This is a genomic window from Vibrio sp. JZG120, from assembly GCF_053890955.1.
Window position 1 is genome coordinate 582,562 of sequence record NZ_JBSRRK010000001.1, and the last position, 16,091, is coordinate 598,652.

Annotated in this window: 13 protein-coding genes, 1 tRNA gene and 1 pseudogene; 9 read left to right on the forward strand and 6 right to left on the reverse strand. The window is 42.0% G+C overall.

The genetic code is table 11. The annotated features are described in order from the left end of the window. Positions 1-281: 281 nt before the first annotated feature. From ACWPOD_RS02510 to ACWPOD_RS02520, 3 genes are all read left to right on the forward strand, one after another. A complete protein-coding gene (locus ACWPOD_RS02510; RefSeq protein ID WP_167394253.1) occupies positions 282-1,250 on the forward strand; it encodes a cytochrome-c peroxidase in 969 nt (322 codons plus the stop codon). After that, entirely contained in the window at positions 1,243-3,600 is a 2,358-nt protein-coding gene (locus tag ACWPOD_RS02515; protein ID WP_456231533.1) for an ATP-binding protein, read from the forward strand. The genes ACWPOD_RS02510 and ACWPOD_RS02515 overlap by 8 nt, the downstream gene beginning before the upstream one ends. Before the next feature lie 98 nt (positions 3,601-3,698). Next, positions 3,699-4,166 carry an OsmC family protein gene (locus ACWPOD_RS02520; protein WP_005392541.1) on the forward strand — a complete coding sequence of 156 codons (468 nt, stop codon included), beginning with the start codon at positions 3,699-3,701 and terminating at the stop codon, positions 4,164-4,166. Between the two features lie 75 nt (positions 4,167-4,241). Here the strand turns inward: ACWPOD_RS02520 and gdhA are convergent, their stop codons facing one another. Beyond that, positions 4,242-5,594 (reverse strand): NADP-specific glutamate dehydrogenase, encoded by a 1,353-nt coding sequence (gdhA, locus tag ACWPOD_RS02525; protein WP_114323930.1) that lies wholly within the window; start codon positions 5,592-5,594, stop codon positions 4,242-4,244. A gap of 302 nt (positions 5,595-5,896) precedes the next feature. On the opposite strand from gdhA, the gene ACWPOD_RS02530 reads away from it, so the two are divergent. After that, positions 5,897-6,907 carry a DUF2804 domain-containing protein gene (locus tag ACWPOD_RS02530; RefSeq protein WP_395216726.1) on the forward strand — a complete coding sequence of 337 codons (1,011 nt, stop codon included), beginning with the start codon at positions 5,897-5,899 and terminating at the stop codon, positions 6,905-6,907. 7 nt (positions 6,908-6,914) lie between these two features. Beyond that, positions 6,915-7,772 carry a sterol desaturase family protein gene (locus ACWPOD_RS02535; protein ID WP_456231534.1) on the forward strand — a complete coding sequence of 286 codons (858 nt, stop codon included), beginning with the start codon at positions 6,915-6,917 and terminating at the stop codon, positions 7,770-7,772. Positions 7,773-7,789: 17 nt separating this feature from the next. Here ACWPOD_RS02535 and ACWPOD_RS02540 read toward each other — a convergent pair. Continuing rightward, positions 7,790-7,864 (reverse strand) — tRNA-Gly (locus ACWPOD_RS02540). Between the two features lie 371 nt (positions 7,865-8,235). On the opposite strand from ACWPOD_RS02540, the gene ACWPOD_RS02545 reads away from it, so the two are divergent. The 3 genes from ACWPOD_RS02545 to ACWPOD_RS02555 all read left to right on the forward strand — a co-directional run bounded on the left by ACWPOD_RS02545 (position 8,236) and on the right by ACWPOD_RS02555 (position 10,010). Then, a complete protein-coding gene (locus tag ACWPOD_RS02545) occupies positions 8,236-8,754 on the forward strand; it encodes a DUF4136 domain-containing protein (RefSeq protein WP_150916790.1) in 519 nt (172 codons plus the stop codon). Between the two features lie 87 nt (positions 8,755-8,841). Beyond that, entirely contained in the window at positions 8,842-9,279 is a 438-nt protein-coding gene (locus ACWPOD_RS02550) for a hypothetical protein (protein ID WP_301615452.1), read from the forward strand. Positions 9,280-9,329: 50 nt separating this feature from the next. Continuing rightward, positions 9,330-10,010 (forward strand): DedA family protein, encoded by a 681-nt coding sequence (locus ACWPOD_RS02555; protein WP_237285008.1) that lies wholly within the window; start codon positions 9,330-9,332, stop codon positions 10,008-10,010. A 125-nt stretch (positions 10,011-10,135) separates the two neighbouring features. Here the strand turns inward: ACWPOD_RS02555 and ACWPOD_RS02560 are convergent, their stop codons facing one another. The 4 genes and pseudogenes from ACWPOD_RS02560 to ACWPOD_RS02575 all read right to left on the reverse strand — a co-directional run bounded on the left by ACWPOD_RS02560 (position 10,136) and on the right by ACWPOD_RS02575 (position 15,194). Next, positions 10,136-10,459: a hypothetical protein gene (locus tag ACWPOD_RS02560; RefSeq protein WP_301615451.1), complete on the reverse strand. Its 324-nt coding sequence runs from the start codon at positions 10,457-10,459 to the stop codon at positions 10,136-10,138. 86 nt (positions 10,460-10,545) lie between these two features. Continuing rightward, positions 10,546-11,004, reverse strand: a complete 459-nt coding sequence (locus tag ACWPOD_RS02565; protein WP_005397143.1) for a hypothetical protein — start codon at positions 11,002-11,004, stop codon at positions 10,546-10,548. Positions 11,005-11,334: 330 nt separating this feature from the next. Continuing rightward, positions 11,335-11,976: a murein L,D-transpeptidase catalytic domain family protein gene (locus ACWPOD_RS02570; RefSeq protein WP_006741014.1), complete on the reverse strand. Its 642-nt coding sequence runs from the start codon at positions 11,974-11,976 to the stop codon at positions 11,335-11,337. 851 nt (positions 11,977-12,827) lie between these two features. After that, a pseudogene (locus ACWPOD_RS02575) lies at positions 12,828-15,194 on the reverse strand (EAL domain-containing protein). Between the two features lie 471 nt (positions 15,195-15,665). Between ACWPOD_RS02575 and rbsD the strand changes: the two are divergent. Beyond that, the gene (gene rbsD, locus ACWPOD_RS02580; protein WP_005397153.1) at positions 15,666-16,085 is read left to right on the forward strand and encodes a D-ribose pyranase; all 420 of its coding nucleotides are present in this window, start codon (positions 15,666-15,668) and stop codon (positions 16,083-16,085) included. Positions 16,086-16,091 lie beyond the last annotated feature (6 nt).

Sequence of the window (16,091 nt, forward strand, 5' to 3'; positions counted from 1 at the left end):
CTGGCCATTATCTGTGCCATTTTCTTTACTATCTTCGATCTCATCTCCTATGGTGAGATTACTTGGGTTCAAAGGTTGCTGGCTTCTATAAGCTAAAATATGCACACATAACTCCACGAAGCGAGTCAATTCTTCGTTACTCGCCTTCGTCATTTGCTCCTTATGTGAGCTTTAAATAAAAGTCCCTCCGCGTGCAGCTCTGGTAACCGTTTTCCATTAATGGAAAAAACCTAAAAATGCAACTAACTTCATACTAATGGCAAGTGTAAGGTATGCAGTTGATGAGGCAATTCAGCATAATCACATTAGTTGTTGTGGCACTCATTTTGAGCCAAGCAACAATCGCAAGAAATGCTAAGGTGCTAGGTGATATTTCGTTAGTTCAGCCGATAGAAGGTGACCCTGTCGTAGATATTAAGCTGGCGAGAATTGGCTGGCATCTCTTTCGTGATCCTCAGCTATCTTCAAACGGTAGCATCAGTTGTGCGACGTGCCACAACTTGCAAACCAATGGCGCTGAAAATACCCCCGTCTCTACAGGAGTGAAAGGTGATGGAACTCGAAATTCCATCACAGTGTTTAATGCAGCGTTAAATTATCGTTTTTTATGGGATGGTACCGAAAACACTTTGATGGCTCAGATTGATGGGCCAATCCACAATCCAATAGAAATGGACTCAAACTGGCAAACAATAGAGCAGTACGTGAAAGGAAGCGAACGTTATCAAGCGCTATTTAGTCGTGATGGTGAGCTACCGATTAATATTAACAATATTAAGTCCGCCATTGTGGAGTTTGTCGAAGGGCTCCAAACTCCAGGTGCACCATTCGATGCCTACTTACTGGGTTACACCCATGTCCTCAGTGAGCAGCAAATTAGGGGGTGGAAAACATTTCAGTCTTCAGGTTGCGTACAGTGTCATCAGGGCAAAAATATTGGCGGAGCGATGATACAAAGGTTCGCCTATTTCAAAGATAAGCCAGTAGTAGAGGATTCGGGACGGCACCTGATTACGACGGAAAGTGAAGAACAATTCTATTTTAGAGTCGCCAGTTTACGTAATGTCGCCCTAACAAGCCCTTATTTTCATAACGGACGAGTTGACCAGTTATCTGAGGCGATACAGATTATGGCGAAAACGCAGCTCGGAATTACGATGAGCGATGAAAGTGTCGCTGATATTGAAGCGTTCTTACAGTCCTTGACAGCACCCAGACCCGTGATTTTAGAGGTGTTGGAAAATGAGTAAATTCAAACTGGTTAATCTCTGCTTTTTTATTGCCATGCTGACGTGTTGTGTATTGGCGTACATGTCACATGTGAATTCAAAAAGTGCACAAGAATTCCACGCGGAGTTGACGGATATTGGGCACAAGTTGATTGAAGAGCGCGATGTTATCGTGAATCGATATGCGGTTGAAGATAGGAAGAATTATGAACTGACGACATCTTTAGTAGATATAGAAGTCGCAGCTGAGAACTTGCTAAATTCATCAAGGGAGTCAGTTTGGTTCCCTGTTACGCCCAATCATAAAAAAGTTGAGGATACGCTCAATCTATTCAAAAACCGTGTGCTTGATACAACGCTGAAGCTCGATATGTTGATTGGCGTTCAGGTGGAGAATCAATACGCGTTATTAATGCTATTCAACTTATATCAGCAAGATATTTCTACCGATACCCGAAAGACGTTGAGTGGGCATCACTATTTTGAGTTTCTCAACCAACTGCTTTTGACACAAAACGTAGTTGAGAGTGAAAGTGAAGCCAATTTCTTAGATCGGCTTCAAGCGAGCGATAAAAGGATAGAACTACTCACGAATGAACTGCTTGATCATGGATACTTTGTTTTTATCGAGGATGCGGAGCATCGGCTGCTCAATATTGCCCAAAGTGAAGCGCGTTTTACTTGGTTGTTTGTTTTTATTGCCGTGATGTTGTTAGTCAGTGCATTCTTGTATCAGTCGCAATATCGAATGTACAACTTGAAACAATTAAACCTCGAAATCGAGGAGGCGCGAAATAAAGCCGAGCGAGCAGCAAAAGCCAAATCAAGTTTTCTCGCCGCAATGAGTCACGAATTAAGAACGCCGATGAATGGTGTATTGGGCCTTTCTCAAATGATTGCAGAGGAAACTAAAGAGCCGACGACTAAAGAGTACGTGAAAGTCATTCTTGATTCTGGCCAACACTTGATGACGATTCTCAACGATATTTTGGATTTCTCTAAAGTTGAAGAAAACAAACTGGAATTTGAGCAGGCTAAGTTCAATTTAGATCAAGTCATTTCTCCTGTGTGTAGCGCAATAAAACCGCTCATCGATGAAAAAAATATCGAATTGATCGTGGAAAATGAAGTGCCTGAATACGTTGAATTTACCGGAGACTGCGCACGTTTACGACAGATCTTGTTTAATCTTGCTGGCAACGCGGTGAAGTTTACCAGTGAAGGGCATGTGTTAATCAGAACAGAACTTGATAAGGTAAATCATTGCTTGGTGATGATTGTGAGTGATACTGGTATTGGTATCGCGCTAGACAAGCAAGAACATGTTTTCAACTCGTTTGAGCAAGCCGATTCTTCAACTACCCGAAAATTTGGAGGCACAGGGCTTGGTTTGGCAATAGTTAAAAAATTAACTGGCTTGATGGATGGCAAGATTACATTGAAAAGTGTGGAGGGCGTCGGAAGTCAATTCATCGTCGAACTGCCCATTCCTTGGGTTGAATGCGAACTTCCAAAGGCACAAGAGCCACCAAAAACGCGCAAGAAAACACACAATTTGCAGATATTGCTTGCTGAAGATAATCGAGTGAACGCCATTGTGGCGAAAGGGTTTTGCGAAAAGTTGGGACATGAGGTGGATGTTGCTGAAAACGGATTGGTGGCGGTTAAAAAGGCGAGAGATAACGAATATGACCTGATTCTGATGGACAATCACATGCCTGAGATGAATGGTGTTGAAGCGACGCGTGTGATTCGACAAGAGTTAGGTATCAAGACATTACTCTTTGCGTATACGGCTGATGTATTTCGTGAGGCGCATGATAGCTTTATTGAAGCCGGAGCGGATCATGTGCTTACAAAACCGCTACAGCAAGAGAGCTTTTCGGACGCTCTTAAACAGTTTGCTGCGAGGCTCGAACCAAAAGAGAATTTACCATTAACGAATGACAACAATGTTCTCCAGTTGCAGCGCAAGCCAATAGAGAAGTTACGGCTGACAGAAGAAGAGTTATCCAGTTCAGAGATGCTCATTTCTTTGCAAGAAGCGCCGGAAGCGATAGATGAGCTACTAAAAAGTATTATTGTCGATTTTGAATCATCGGTTGATGAACTTATTGATTATTTTATGGCTGAAGATTTCGCGTCTCTAGAAGACACGTTGCATAAAACAAAAGGTATGGCATTGAACCTTGGTTTGCCGATTTTAGCTGGACAAACGGAGGCGCTAGAAAACGCGCTCAAAGCGAAGCAAACTCCTGAAATTGAGCGGTTACAGATGCTAATCAACCGATTACAAGTTAACATCCATCAGGCTAATCGACTTCTGGATGACATACAGAAAAAAAACGTCGATCCTCAACAAATTTTGTAACCTCTCTGAGTTCATGCGTTCCTTACCTTGTTTCGTTATGGTTTACTATGACGTGAATGGATGTGTTGATTCGTCAATGAGAAAATCAGGGAGTTAGAATGAGTAAGCATTCCGCTTTAATCGAATGGCATCGCGAAGCTGACGAAGTATTCAGTGATAACCAGTATAGTCGGGCGCACATTTGGAAGTTTGATGGCGGGTTGCAAGTCCCTGCGTCACCATCTCCACACGTAGTGCCGTTGCCATTATCTGTAGAAGAAAACGTTGATCCGGAAGAAGCATTTGTTGCGGCACTTTCCAGTTGTCACATGCTTGTTTTTCTTTCTATTGCGGCGAAACGACGTTACGTTGTGGATCGCTACCTAGATGAAGCAGTAGGGGAGCTGAAAAAAGGTGAAAATGGAAAAGAATGGGTGTCTAAGGTAACACTAAACCCTAAGATAACATTTGCTGGTGATAATCAACCGACACGATCTCAATTAGAAAAAATGCACCACATGGCTCATGAGAATTGTTTTATCGCCAATTCGGTTAAAACTGAAGTGACGACGCTTATTGCAGATTAAATGAAGCTCTTTGTCAAAGCGCAGTGTATCGCCGAATAGTGTTAAGCCAGCAGTCAGGCTGCTGGCTATTGTGAACTAAACGATGCCTTGCTCGATCATCGCATCAGCGACTCTTCTAAAGCCGGCAATGTTTGCGCCTAAAACTAAATTACCAGGTTGACCAAACTCTCGACTGGTTTCGTTTGCATTAATAAAGATGTTTTTCATGATGGTCTGTAACTGGCTATCGACTTGCTCAAAGGTCCAGTTTTGCATGCTGGCATTTTGTGCCATTTCAAGCTGACTGGTTGCAACGCCGCCTGCATTGGCTGCTTTCGCTGGCCCATAAGCCATTTCGGAATCCACGATGATATTGGCCGCATCACGAGTGGTTGGCATGTTTGCGCCTTCACTAATCAAAACACACCCATTATCGATAAGAGCAAGAGCATCGTTTGACGTTAGTTCATTTTGGGTCGCGCAAGGGAATGCGGCGTCAGCTTGATATCGCCATACAGCATGCCCTTCATTAGGATAGTCACCCAACGGCGTATACTCTGCTTCAGGGTAAGTGTCTAAATACTCTTCTAAACTTGCTCTTTTCACTTCTTTAAGTTGCTTGAGGAGCTGCAGGTCAATACCGTGCTCATGATAGATCGTGCCTCTAGAATCGCTGCATGTTACTGGGGTTGCTCCCATGTGGTATAGCTTTTCAATTGCATAGATAGCGACGTTACCTGCGCCAGAAACGAGGCAAGTTTTGCCTTTGAGTGAATCATTACGGTCATTGAGCATGCATTCCGCAAAATATACGGTTCCATATCCCGTTGCTTCTTTCCTAACAAGTGAGCCCCCCCAAAGAAGGCTCTTGCCTGTAAGTACCCCTTCGTAGCGGCCCGTCAATCGCTTATATTGACCAAACATATAACCAATTTCACGCGCACCGACGCCGATATCGCCAGCAGGAACATCGGTAGCAGGGCCAATGTGGCGGTATAACTCGTTCATAAATGATTGGCAAAATCGCATGATTTCACCGTCAGATTTTCCTTTAGGATCGAAGTTTGAACCGCCTTTTCCACCACCAATTGGAAGGCCAGTAAGCGCGTTTTTAAAAATCTGTTCAAAGCCGAGGAACTTTATGATGCTCGCGTTCACTGAATGATGGAACCTCAGTCCGCCTTTGTATGGACCTAACGCGGAGTTAAACTCGACGCGGTAGCCTTTGTTTACTTGCACATTCCCTGCGTCATCGACCCAAGGAACTCGAAACATGATTTGACGTTCTGGTTCTACGATTCTTTGGATAATCGCTTGTTCTTTATATTTATTATTGCTTTCTATGACTGGAGCGAGAGAAGTTAATACTTCTTCTACGGCTTGGTAAAACTCTTTTTGAGCCGGGCTACTGTGTTGCAACGCAACAATAGTATCGTGTATGTGTGACATAGATCTCTTCCTTGATATGAATAAGCAATCAGTTTATATGAATTTATTCCCATTAAATAGTGATTTTGACCAATTCTCAATGGCGATAATGGTCTTTCCTGTGGATTAGAACGCTCAATTTCCAACTTCTGTTCGTATTGATGAGGAAGATTAAGTGAGTGACATGAGTGGATAGTTGAGTGATCGGTTTCACATATAGCGAGCCGAAGCCAAATTAGTCGATATTGTTGTGCTGTCACGCAAATTGTTTTTGTTAACGCAGTGTTAACATCTGAGCGTGTTGACTCGAAAAAGATAAAAATATGCATGAGCTTAAGACTCTGGACTCGTTTATGCAGCAAGACGGTCTACCAGTGTTTGGCCATCTTGATGGGATTCCCACATCTTTACAGTTAGATAAGTTTACCTACCTTGATGAGATGGATAAGCCAGCGTCTAAGTGGCGCCGTTACTGTGATTATAAGCAGTTTCAGTTCGTTAATTTGGTCACACCTAACTACGTGATTGGGGTTGCGATTGCGGATATTAGGTATTTAGCATCTGGTTTTTGCTATCTGTTTGACATTCAAAATAATGAGTTAGTGGAGCAGCAGTGGTTAAAGCCTTTTAATATTGATTATCAAACTCAGCCTTCCAGTTGGTCTAGTCATGCCCATATTGCTGACAAAAGTATTCAGTTTTCTATTCAGAATGGTATTTGGCACGTCCACTTTGTGACAAAGTCTGTCAATGCTGATCTCTACTTACGTCCAGAAAGTATGAGTTTGCCATTAATGTTATGTACGCCAACCGGTTATGCGGGTTGGACTTATACGCAGAAGCATAATGCGTTAACGGTAGATGGCAACTTATTCATATTAGGAAAGGAACAAGATCTCTCAGAAGTAGCTGCTGGTTACGACTTTTCCACTGGGTACATGCGACGGGAGACAAGCTGGCGCTGGGCGAGTATTAATTGCTTTGAAAGCGGCAGACGGTTGGGGCTGAACTTAGCTGCGGGTGTCAATGAAACGGGCTACTGTGAAAATGTATTCTGGATTAATGGTGAACGGCATTTTTTACAGCCTGTTCAGTTTCAATTTTCACGAAATGATGAAGGACAAAGGTGGCATATCACGTCGGAAGATAAACGGATTGACCTAGTATTCACGCCTTTAAATCGACGTTCAGAAAAGAAGAACTTTTGGTTTCTCAAAAGCAATTTTCGTCAATATATCGGCTATTTCTCTGGCTACATCGTTGATGGGAATGGTATCAAACATCAGTTAGAAGAAGTCATAGGTCTTACTGAAGATCACTATGCAAAATGGTAGAAACACAATGGATTGGACACAGTTGATGGAACGCCCTGAATTACTTCTGATGATTTTGGCGCCTGTTTTCTTTTTATGTATGGTTGCAGAGTACTGGTTTGGACAACGAAGGGGACGTTTACCTGAAAGCGCGACGTATTATATTCCGGAAGTTGTATGTAATTTTGTGCTTGCGGGCTTACACCAAGCGACAGACATACTCACGGGTTTAGTGATTGCTCAGCTATATTTGTGGTGGTTTGATTGGCGATTGTTTGATATCGAAATGAGCGTTTCAGCGTTTTTGTTACTTGTCGTTCTGCAAGACTTTTTCTATTACTGGTTTCATCGGGCTAGCCACCGTATTCGTTGGATGTGGGCTGCGCACGTGGTCCATCACAGCTCGGAGAGAATGAATTTCAGCACCGCGTTTCGTCAAAGCTTGATGTATCCGTTAGCGGGGATGTGGATTTTCTGGTTGCCTTTGGTGATTATTGGCTTTGATCCTAAGTGGGTCGTCTTCGTTGTGCTGTTTAATCTGGGCTTACAGTTTTTTGTTCATACTCAATCAATTCGCTCGCTTGGACCGCTAGAGTGGGTATTTAATACGCCATCTCATCATCGTGTTCATCATGGTATAAACCGTCAGTACATCGACAAAAATTACGCGGGAGTGTTGATTATCTGGGATCGGATGTTTGGAACGTTTGAACCAGAAGTGGAAACCGTTAGGTATGGAATTTCTAAACCTGTAAACAGCTTTAATCCCATTCGTGTGACGTTTGCAGAATGGAAAGATATGTTTTATGACGTAACACGACCAAATTTAACGTGGAAACAACGTTGGCGCTGTCTATTTGCTCCGCCATCGGATTCTTTTGAGTAGATTGAGATAAAAGAGATTGGAGCGGGCAGCGGGAATCGAACCCGCATCATCAGCTTGGAAGGCTGAGGTAATAGCCATTATACGATGCCCGCGCATCGATAGGACGCAGTTAATATGCCACACTGAACGAAAAAGAAAAGTCTTTTCTCATCAATTGTTTGTCAGATGCCTAAAAAAGTAGCGTCTTGGTGTTAAAGTGTTCATTGTCTCTGTTTTTCAGGAGGGTCAGAGATTCCGCTTCTAAAATCGATGGCTGCTAATTAGGGGCAAACACACTGTCTACTAGCGTTTAGGCATTGATGATATTCAAGATTGTCAGTGTAAAGGTTAATCGCGTTTATTGAACAGTCAGGTTTCATGGTCAAGACTAGATATTGAAATGATTACTTTTTACTGCTGAAGCGTATGTATAGCACTAGCGTAATTCCGCTGAAACAGTCAGCTTAACCAAAGGAGATTTAACATGTGGAAAGGTTTGATATTAGGGGCGGTGATGATGCTCGTGTCTGCTTGTACAACCGTAACAACGGATGTTGATAAGCAAGCCGATTTTTCAGCTTACAGAACGTTTGATTTCGGTGCCCAAGCAGAAGCCCCTACGAGTATTGATGGTCGACGTATTGAACAAGGATTGGCTGAACAGCTTGAAGACAAGGGCCTAATTAAAGTGAATAGTGGTGGGGACCTTTACGTTCATCATGATATCGTCGAAGAGTCCGAGCTTGTCTCTTCTGGGTCTTCGGTGAGTTTCGGTTATGGTTGGAATAGCTTTGGCGTGATCACTTCAAGCCCGGAACGATACAAAGAACGTAAGTATGGCAAACTGGTGGTAGAGCTTGTTGATGCAAAGGCTAATCAGATTGTGTGGAAAGGTGTTTCAAGTAGGAAACTATCTGAGTCTATGAGCTCTGAGAAAAGAGAATCTCTGATTGAAGAAGAAATTGCGAAAATGTTTGAAAACTACCCTTACGGTGAAAAATAATTAGTATTCTTAACGATTAAGAATACTAATTGCCAATCGTTACGCACAGGGTTAAAAGAACTTATTATTTTGGTTTTGGTTACCTTTGTGCGTACGACTCTGATTGCTTTACTCGGACTACTTTTCTGCTTGTTGGCTCCGAGCATGAGTCTGGCGCACTCATACCCAAATATTCTTTCCTTTCATAACCAGAATATTGCTGTTGACGCTAAGTCGAAGCACTTTTCAGAATACCCTGTCTCTCCAATACAACAAGACTATCCGAGTTTAAACAGCCGGAATATATTGAGGGTTAGCCATTCTAAGGAAACGAGCTCGAACGACGATGTAGAACTCGAATGGTTTGAAACGCTTGCTGTAGTTTGGTGGACACATCGTTCGGCAATTCACTCGATGGGGCTGCTAAAACGCATCGGCAATGAGGCTTTAGGTCGTTGTGTTGAAAGTATTTTTACTCATTCTAAATACAGAATCGGTGCGAGGAAAGAATCGAATCTCATATACCGCTTTATACATGCTCGCTAACACATTCCATGTTTTTACAATTTTTGGTTAGTTATGCTTAGGAGCGGTTTATGTTTGATTCGATAATTCAGGTCTTGAGTGCCTTTTGGCATCAAGATTTTACGGCGTTAATGGCGCCAGGCGGTGCAGGATTGGTTTATTTTGTTGTTGCTGCGCTTATCTTTTTGGAAAGTGGTTTTATTCCTGCTGCGCCATTCCCATGCGACAGTGTCGTCGTATTATCCGGTACGCTGGCGGCGGTTGGCGTCCTTGATCCAATTATGATTATGTTGGTGATAGCTGTTAGTGCGGGGCTGGGAAGTTGGGCGGCTTACTTACAAGGCAAGTGGCTAAATTGCTTACCTAAGGTACGAGGCTGGGTGAGCGCGGTTCCTCAAAAGCGTTTGGAACAGGTCGACGTATTACTCAGTAAACATGGATTGATTGCGCTTTTTTGTGCGCGGTTTATTCCGGTTGTTCGTTCCCTATTGCCATTAATGATGGGGTTGCGAGTGAAAGGTATTAGTAAATTCCATTACTTTGCATGGCTGAGTGCGATTTTATGGACGCTGATATTATGCGGTTTTGGTTTATTGCTTCCTTTGCTACCAGAGAATATGAGCAAAGCGATCACAATGCTATTAATGGCGGCCCCAATAATTACTCTTATGATTGGGGTGCTTAGTTTCTTGTTTGTTAAAGCACGTCGAGCGTTCTGTAAATCCAAGGATGTGTCAGAGTTTTCTCAGTAAGTTTACTTTGATTTGCACTTTTAAGCTTGTATACAGATTAGACATCTAATCGGCTGGTTTTTATCAGTAAAAAGAAAGGCGCAATGTATGCGCCTTTCTTTATGAGTGTCGTTAGGGTTTTGAGTTTAATAGCCAATGCTATATAGATACTCGCCAACCTCTTTACACTGAGACTTGTAGATATTTTCTACTTCGGATTCATTCTTATCTGCTGCTTTAAATTCAAGCTCAGCAGAAGATAACTGGCTGAAACTATAGTTTCTTTCAGACATTAGGTAGTGTCTGAACATCGCTCTGTGTTCAGGAACCGCAATACGTGCATTAGAAACATTGGCACACTCTAGCAGAGTCTCATTGCTCATTTCTTCTGGCTTTGCTTCTGTGTTAGCGAAGGCAGAGCCCGTTGCAAATAGTAATGCTAGTGCGATAGTCGTAGTGAATTTTGTCATTATATGGACCTCAAATTGGTTCTAGTAACAATGAGCGTATTGGTTCTCATCGTTACATTTCCGTGTTCTCTGTATGTCATAAAAAGTTAAACAACAGGGAAGGCGTTGCGACCATGAGTAAAGACGTACATCAAATTGGCTTCTTTTCTTCCTGAGAGGCGATAGAGAGAGCGTTTACTCATCAGCCCGCCATAACCATCAAGAGGTAAGCGAGATGCTTGTTTTGCCAATTCCAATAGTGGCGGGGAAGAGAAAGCAACAAGTAAAAAATAATCAGGAGTAAAATCTGATGATAAAACACCATCAGTGGCGGATGTTCGACGGCAGGAAACCAGCGCTAACAACTCGCGCTTTATGTGCAGATAATAACCTTCTGAGCCCCAAGAACTTGGAGAGGCAAATGTATGGAATTCGCTGTGTGCTAGTTCAAAATCGTCTTGTTGCGCAAGTTTAAGCAAGCGTTCTGAGGTGTAATGTTTAGTGTGGTGATACGTATGCGCATATGAGGCAGCGATGAACCCTGAAAATAGGGACAATGAAAGCATCAATAATATACGGTGTAGATAACGCAAGAAGTAACCCTAAACATATAACGTCATAGACTATCACTATGACTACGGAATCTTAGTGACACTATGATAACAATGAAAATCGGTGTCTGACCAACTCAGCGTATACTAACGAGATGGAAGAGGGATGAACAGAGTTTTCTGATGTTATTTGGGTATAAGCTAATACCTAAATAACTTTAGCGTTGAAGCAAGCGAAAACTGGATAAACAGGTAAAGAGAGTCTTGATAAAAGGAAGCTTGAGCCAATCCAATTATTTGTTAGGGAAGAAATAGAGCATTCTTCCCCACATAATTTGCACCGTGTTATGCGCTTGCATAAATAACACTGCCGCCTTTTATGGTGTCAATGATCTCACGAGACAACTTCTTTGGCAGTGCAGGGCAACCCCAACTGCGCCCAAGGTAACCATTCTTCTTGATAAAAGAAGGGTTAGCATAGTCGGCACCGTGCACAACGATATAACGCTCGCGAGCTTTATCGTTCAACCCTGAGCTTAGACCATCAAGTCGAAGTGAATAGCCATTTGAGCCGTAGTAGGTGGTGTCAGTCAAAAACGTGCCCAGTGATGTTTTACGCGAGTTCACCACATTTGAAAACTGCGTCGCTGTTTTCTTTCCACTGTTCACACCGTGAGAAACATAAGTATTGTAGATAAGCTTCTTTTTATCTAAATCAACCACATAAAAGCGTTTTTCAGTCGATGGTTTACTATAGTCGATGATGGTTAGTACTGATTTCTTTCTATCAGGTGTTTTTTGGTACGCGATGTAAGCGTCACGAAACAATTTAAAGTCTACTACGCCATCTAACTTTGCTTGTTTGAACACTTGTTCAATTTGATTCTGTGGTATGTGACTTTTGACTTCGTTATCTGCTTGTTTTGCAAAGGCAAAAGGAGAGGCAGACAGAAATGTCCATATAAATAATAAAATTAACTTTTTCATCTTGGCTAAATAAAACTCTATGGTGTTACAAATTTACCGATTGCTTCATGCATTCGTTAAAACAACATGCACATCAATATAATTCTATTCCCAATGTTTCTTATTGTACGCTTAGGTACTTAATATTGGGTTAACGATAAGTTTTCAAGTTAAAAACTAACTGTTTGAAACTCAAATAAATTATGAAGTTAATCGATTGTTTCGATAAACTTCGGCATAAATAATATCTGATATGCGTAATTAATAAAACTGTGTTTAAGGATATTTGTGAGGTGGCGAATTTATAAAAACGACGTTTTATTTTTTCTAGATTAGAAACTCTTTTTATTTCAATGTGTTTGTCTTTTGTACGTCTATTCAGCCTGCGTTTAGATTTGTGATTTGACTCGTAACAAATCGTAACGTCAACTCGTTATGTGTGTTAGTGCATTTTAAGTGAGTGGGTAAACAACAAGATGGATAAGAAAGGTAGAGAAATACCGAGAAGAAGGGCATTTCCTGTTCACAAGTGATAAAGCTAAGTCTAAGTGGAGCCGACAAATGAGCTTCTACACGAATCATTTAAGTCGGTGATCAGCAGTACAAAAGTAAAGTTTGTCAGCTTTTACTTATTTTCTTATTTCCTTATGTCTTCAATTAAAGAAGTAAAAACAGAACTAAACTTACCAAAAAGTAATTCTATCGTTTTGATTAAATATTTAAATAACTGAGAGATTTCATCGAAAAATAATAATACCAAAAATTAACGTACGAACTTATGTGGTTGCTTATATTATTGAAACTAAGGGTAAAGTCTTGTTTCTATATTATATAAGTACAGCAGCCACATACATGGCTTCTGTACTTAATCTTTAATAAGATGTCCCTTGAACAGTAATTGAACCTACTATGGAACCATCGAAGCGGCTATCGTCATTTGCGGATTGCCACCACAAATTCAGTTGTTCCTTACTCATTGGCTTACCAAATAAATAGCCTTGCATATAGTCACAGCGGTAGGACGATAACCATTCATGCATCACATTGTGCTCAATACCTTCTGCGGTGACCGTTTTATTTTGAGCGTGGCATAGATCGATGATGGGTTTGATCACATGACCGTTGTTGGTTTTCATCAATGTAACGAGGAACTCTCGGTCAAACTTGATCTTTTGAACTGGATATTGAACAAGTTGAGTCAGCGATGTATAGCCAGAGCCAAAGTCATCAATGGCGAGACGATAGCCACGCTTCGACAGCTCATCAAGTAACGCTGTACCTTGTTGTTCTGCGGCAAAGGTTTCTGTTATTTCTAACTCAATACATTCTGGCTTCACGCCGTTTTTGCTTGCTTGGTCGTGAATATAATTCGCCATTTCGATGGAGTTAAGTTCTGCTGAAGAGAGGTTGATCGAAAGGACAATGTCTTTACCAAAAATATTTCTTAATTGGTGATATTCCGCTGTAGCGTTGGCGAAAACCCAGCGATCAATTTTATCAAATAAGCCCGCCTGTTCCGCGATTGGGATAAACTCTTTCGGAGGCACGGGACCAATGCCTTCCGCTTCCCAGCGCAATAATACCTCTAGTCCTTCAATCTCGTTGTCCCGATTATTCATATAGGGTTGAAAAACGAGATGGAATTCTTCTTCCACGTTGCTTTTTCTGAGCGCTCGCTCAAGCTGACTGCGTCTTTGAGACTCAACATTGAGAGCTGCTGAGTAATAAGCGTACTGGTTTTTCCCGGCTCGTTTGGCTTGATACATTGCCGCATCGGCACTGGAGAGTAATTTCGCGACGTCTGTACCGTCTTGAGGGTACTGAGCGATACCTACGCTTGCAGTCACGGGGAATGAATTACTCCAAGATGGACTGAGATTGCTAATCGGTTTTAGCAACTCTGAGGCCAGCAAGTCAGGTAGGCGTTGTACATCCTGATTTGAGCTCAATAAAATAGCAAATTCGTCACCAGACAATCTTGCAGCAAAACAGGGACTATCGTAGTCGTGCGAGAATTTTTGACAGACATTTTTGATGTGTGATGAAAACACCTTTAATAAGTTGTCTCCCAGTTCATGCCCGTATTAGTCATTAACGTACTTAAAGTTATCGAGATCGACATAAATGACCCACAAATGCTGCGAAGGGGAGACGAGTTCACGAGTTGCAAGTTCATGGAAACGATGGCGATTAGCGAGTTGCGTTAGGTGATCCGTTTCAGCCAGGCGTTTTGTCTTCTTATATATGACGTTGAGCTCTTCATACATATCAAAAAAGCGTGAGGATAAGCGTCCTATTTCATCGTTTGTTTCTAGCTTTTCAATGTTGCCGCGTTGATTTGTTTCCAGCTCTTGTAGCTGTTTATCGAGGCGAGAAACGGGGTGTAATACATAACGATACAAAACCAAAACCATTAAGGTGATGGTACAAAACGCCGCCACACCAAAGGAAAGGGCCAGTTCTAGCCACACTTTATCGACTTTATTCCACATCAAATATTCAGCGGGGGAGAGTACCGCATAAAAGTGTGGCAATAGTTCAATCGTCTGAGCGAGAGGAATATCGAGATAAATAGGCTTGTCGGCAAAAGTTATCACGCTATGCGTGTCGAACTCGATTTCGTGCTTGATCTCATTGAAGGCTTCGAGCGATACCGATACCACCACGAAAAAGACATTTTGCGGATCAAAACTTAGAGGTTGTGTCCCTGTTCGTTTGTCGATCAGTTCGTATTGCAGAAGAATACTTTGCCCGCTGGAATTGTAAATAAAGCCAGTATGGTTAAACGTTTCTCTCGTACTAAAGCTTCGCGAGATGTAATCCAATACCTTAGGGTCGACTACACCTGAAGATTCGTAGTATTTATTTTCTGTGTAATAAAGAAGGTTTTGTTTCCCGTCGAGAATCGCCATGCTTGCATCGCCTGTATAGCCATGGCTTAACACATCTGCGGTTTCATCGAGTCGGTTAAATAACACGCGCTCACGATACGGATTGCTATGATTCACCAAGTAGTCTTGCAATACATCACTTTTGCTTAATGTGTATGCATAACTATTGAGGAATATGTTGGCTTGTCGGAACTGCCCTGCGAGCTTTTCCATTTGCAATTGGATATAGCTGTCTTCTCGCTTGATGAGCGTTACTTTTTGAATGCTGTAAATAATATAACTTGATACCAGCGCGCTTAATAAGATCACTGGCGCGACAAGCAAGATGACTCGATTGCTTAACTTCATTATGGCTTTTAGTTTCCGTTTGTGTCCCTACAAACGTCGCATACCATATAAGGTACTGAACGGATGATGTGTTTTGCAAATTGTAACCAGATTGTAAGGTGAGCGTTCTCCAAAATCAGACAACCATCCAAGAACTGTGATGATGTGTAAGGTTTCCATCTCATTAACTAGAGTGTTTCTCAGTAATGGGACGTATCTCTTTTTCAACTGTCTTTAAAAACCTCACTTCAAGTGTAGATTAAGCTGTCATCGAAACGTTTCGATGGTAAAGTGTGACTCATGTACCTTTTTACTATTCGATGACCCGTTAATTACGGATCATTCTCACACCTTATCAATCTCACTCTGGTCAAATTACCACAACGAATTATTATTTCATCGAAACGTTTCGATGAGTTTTCTGTTAATAACGAAAACACTTTAAAACAGGCGCTCATGGTTGTATGAACGTGTAACCGAAAGGTCGATGAGATGAAAAAAAGTACCCTAATTAACTCAGATATTTCTTACTTGGTGGCGACGCTAGGCCACACCGATGAGATCACGATATGTGACGCTGGCCTGCCAATCCCTGAGCATGTACAGCGAATTGATTTGGCGCTAACGCATGGCGTACCAAGTTTTCTTGATACTGTTCGCGTGATTCTATCTGAGTCGCAAATCGAAGGGGTCATCATTGCGGAAGAGTTTTCTGATGTAAGCCCTGTTTTGCATCAAGCATTGCTTAACGAACTGAGCAAAGAGAGCGAAGAAACGGGTAAATCTATCGAGATCAGCTACGTGTCACATGAAGCATTTAAAGCACGCACGGCACAAAGCCGCGCTGTCGTTCGAACTGGCGAATGCTCGCCATACGCGAACGTTATCTTTCAAGCGGGCGTGGTTTTTTAAGCCAGA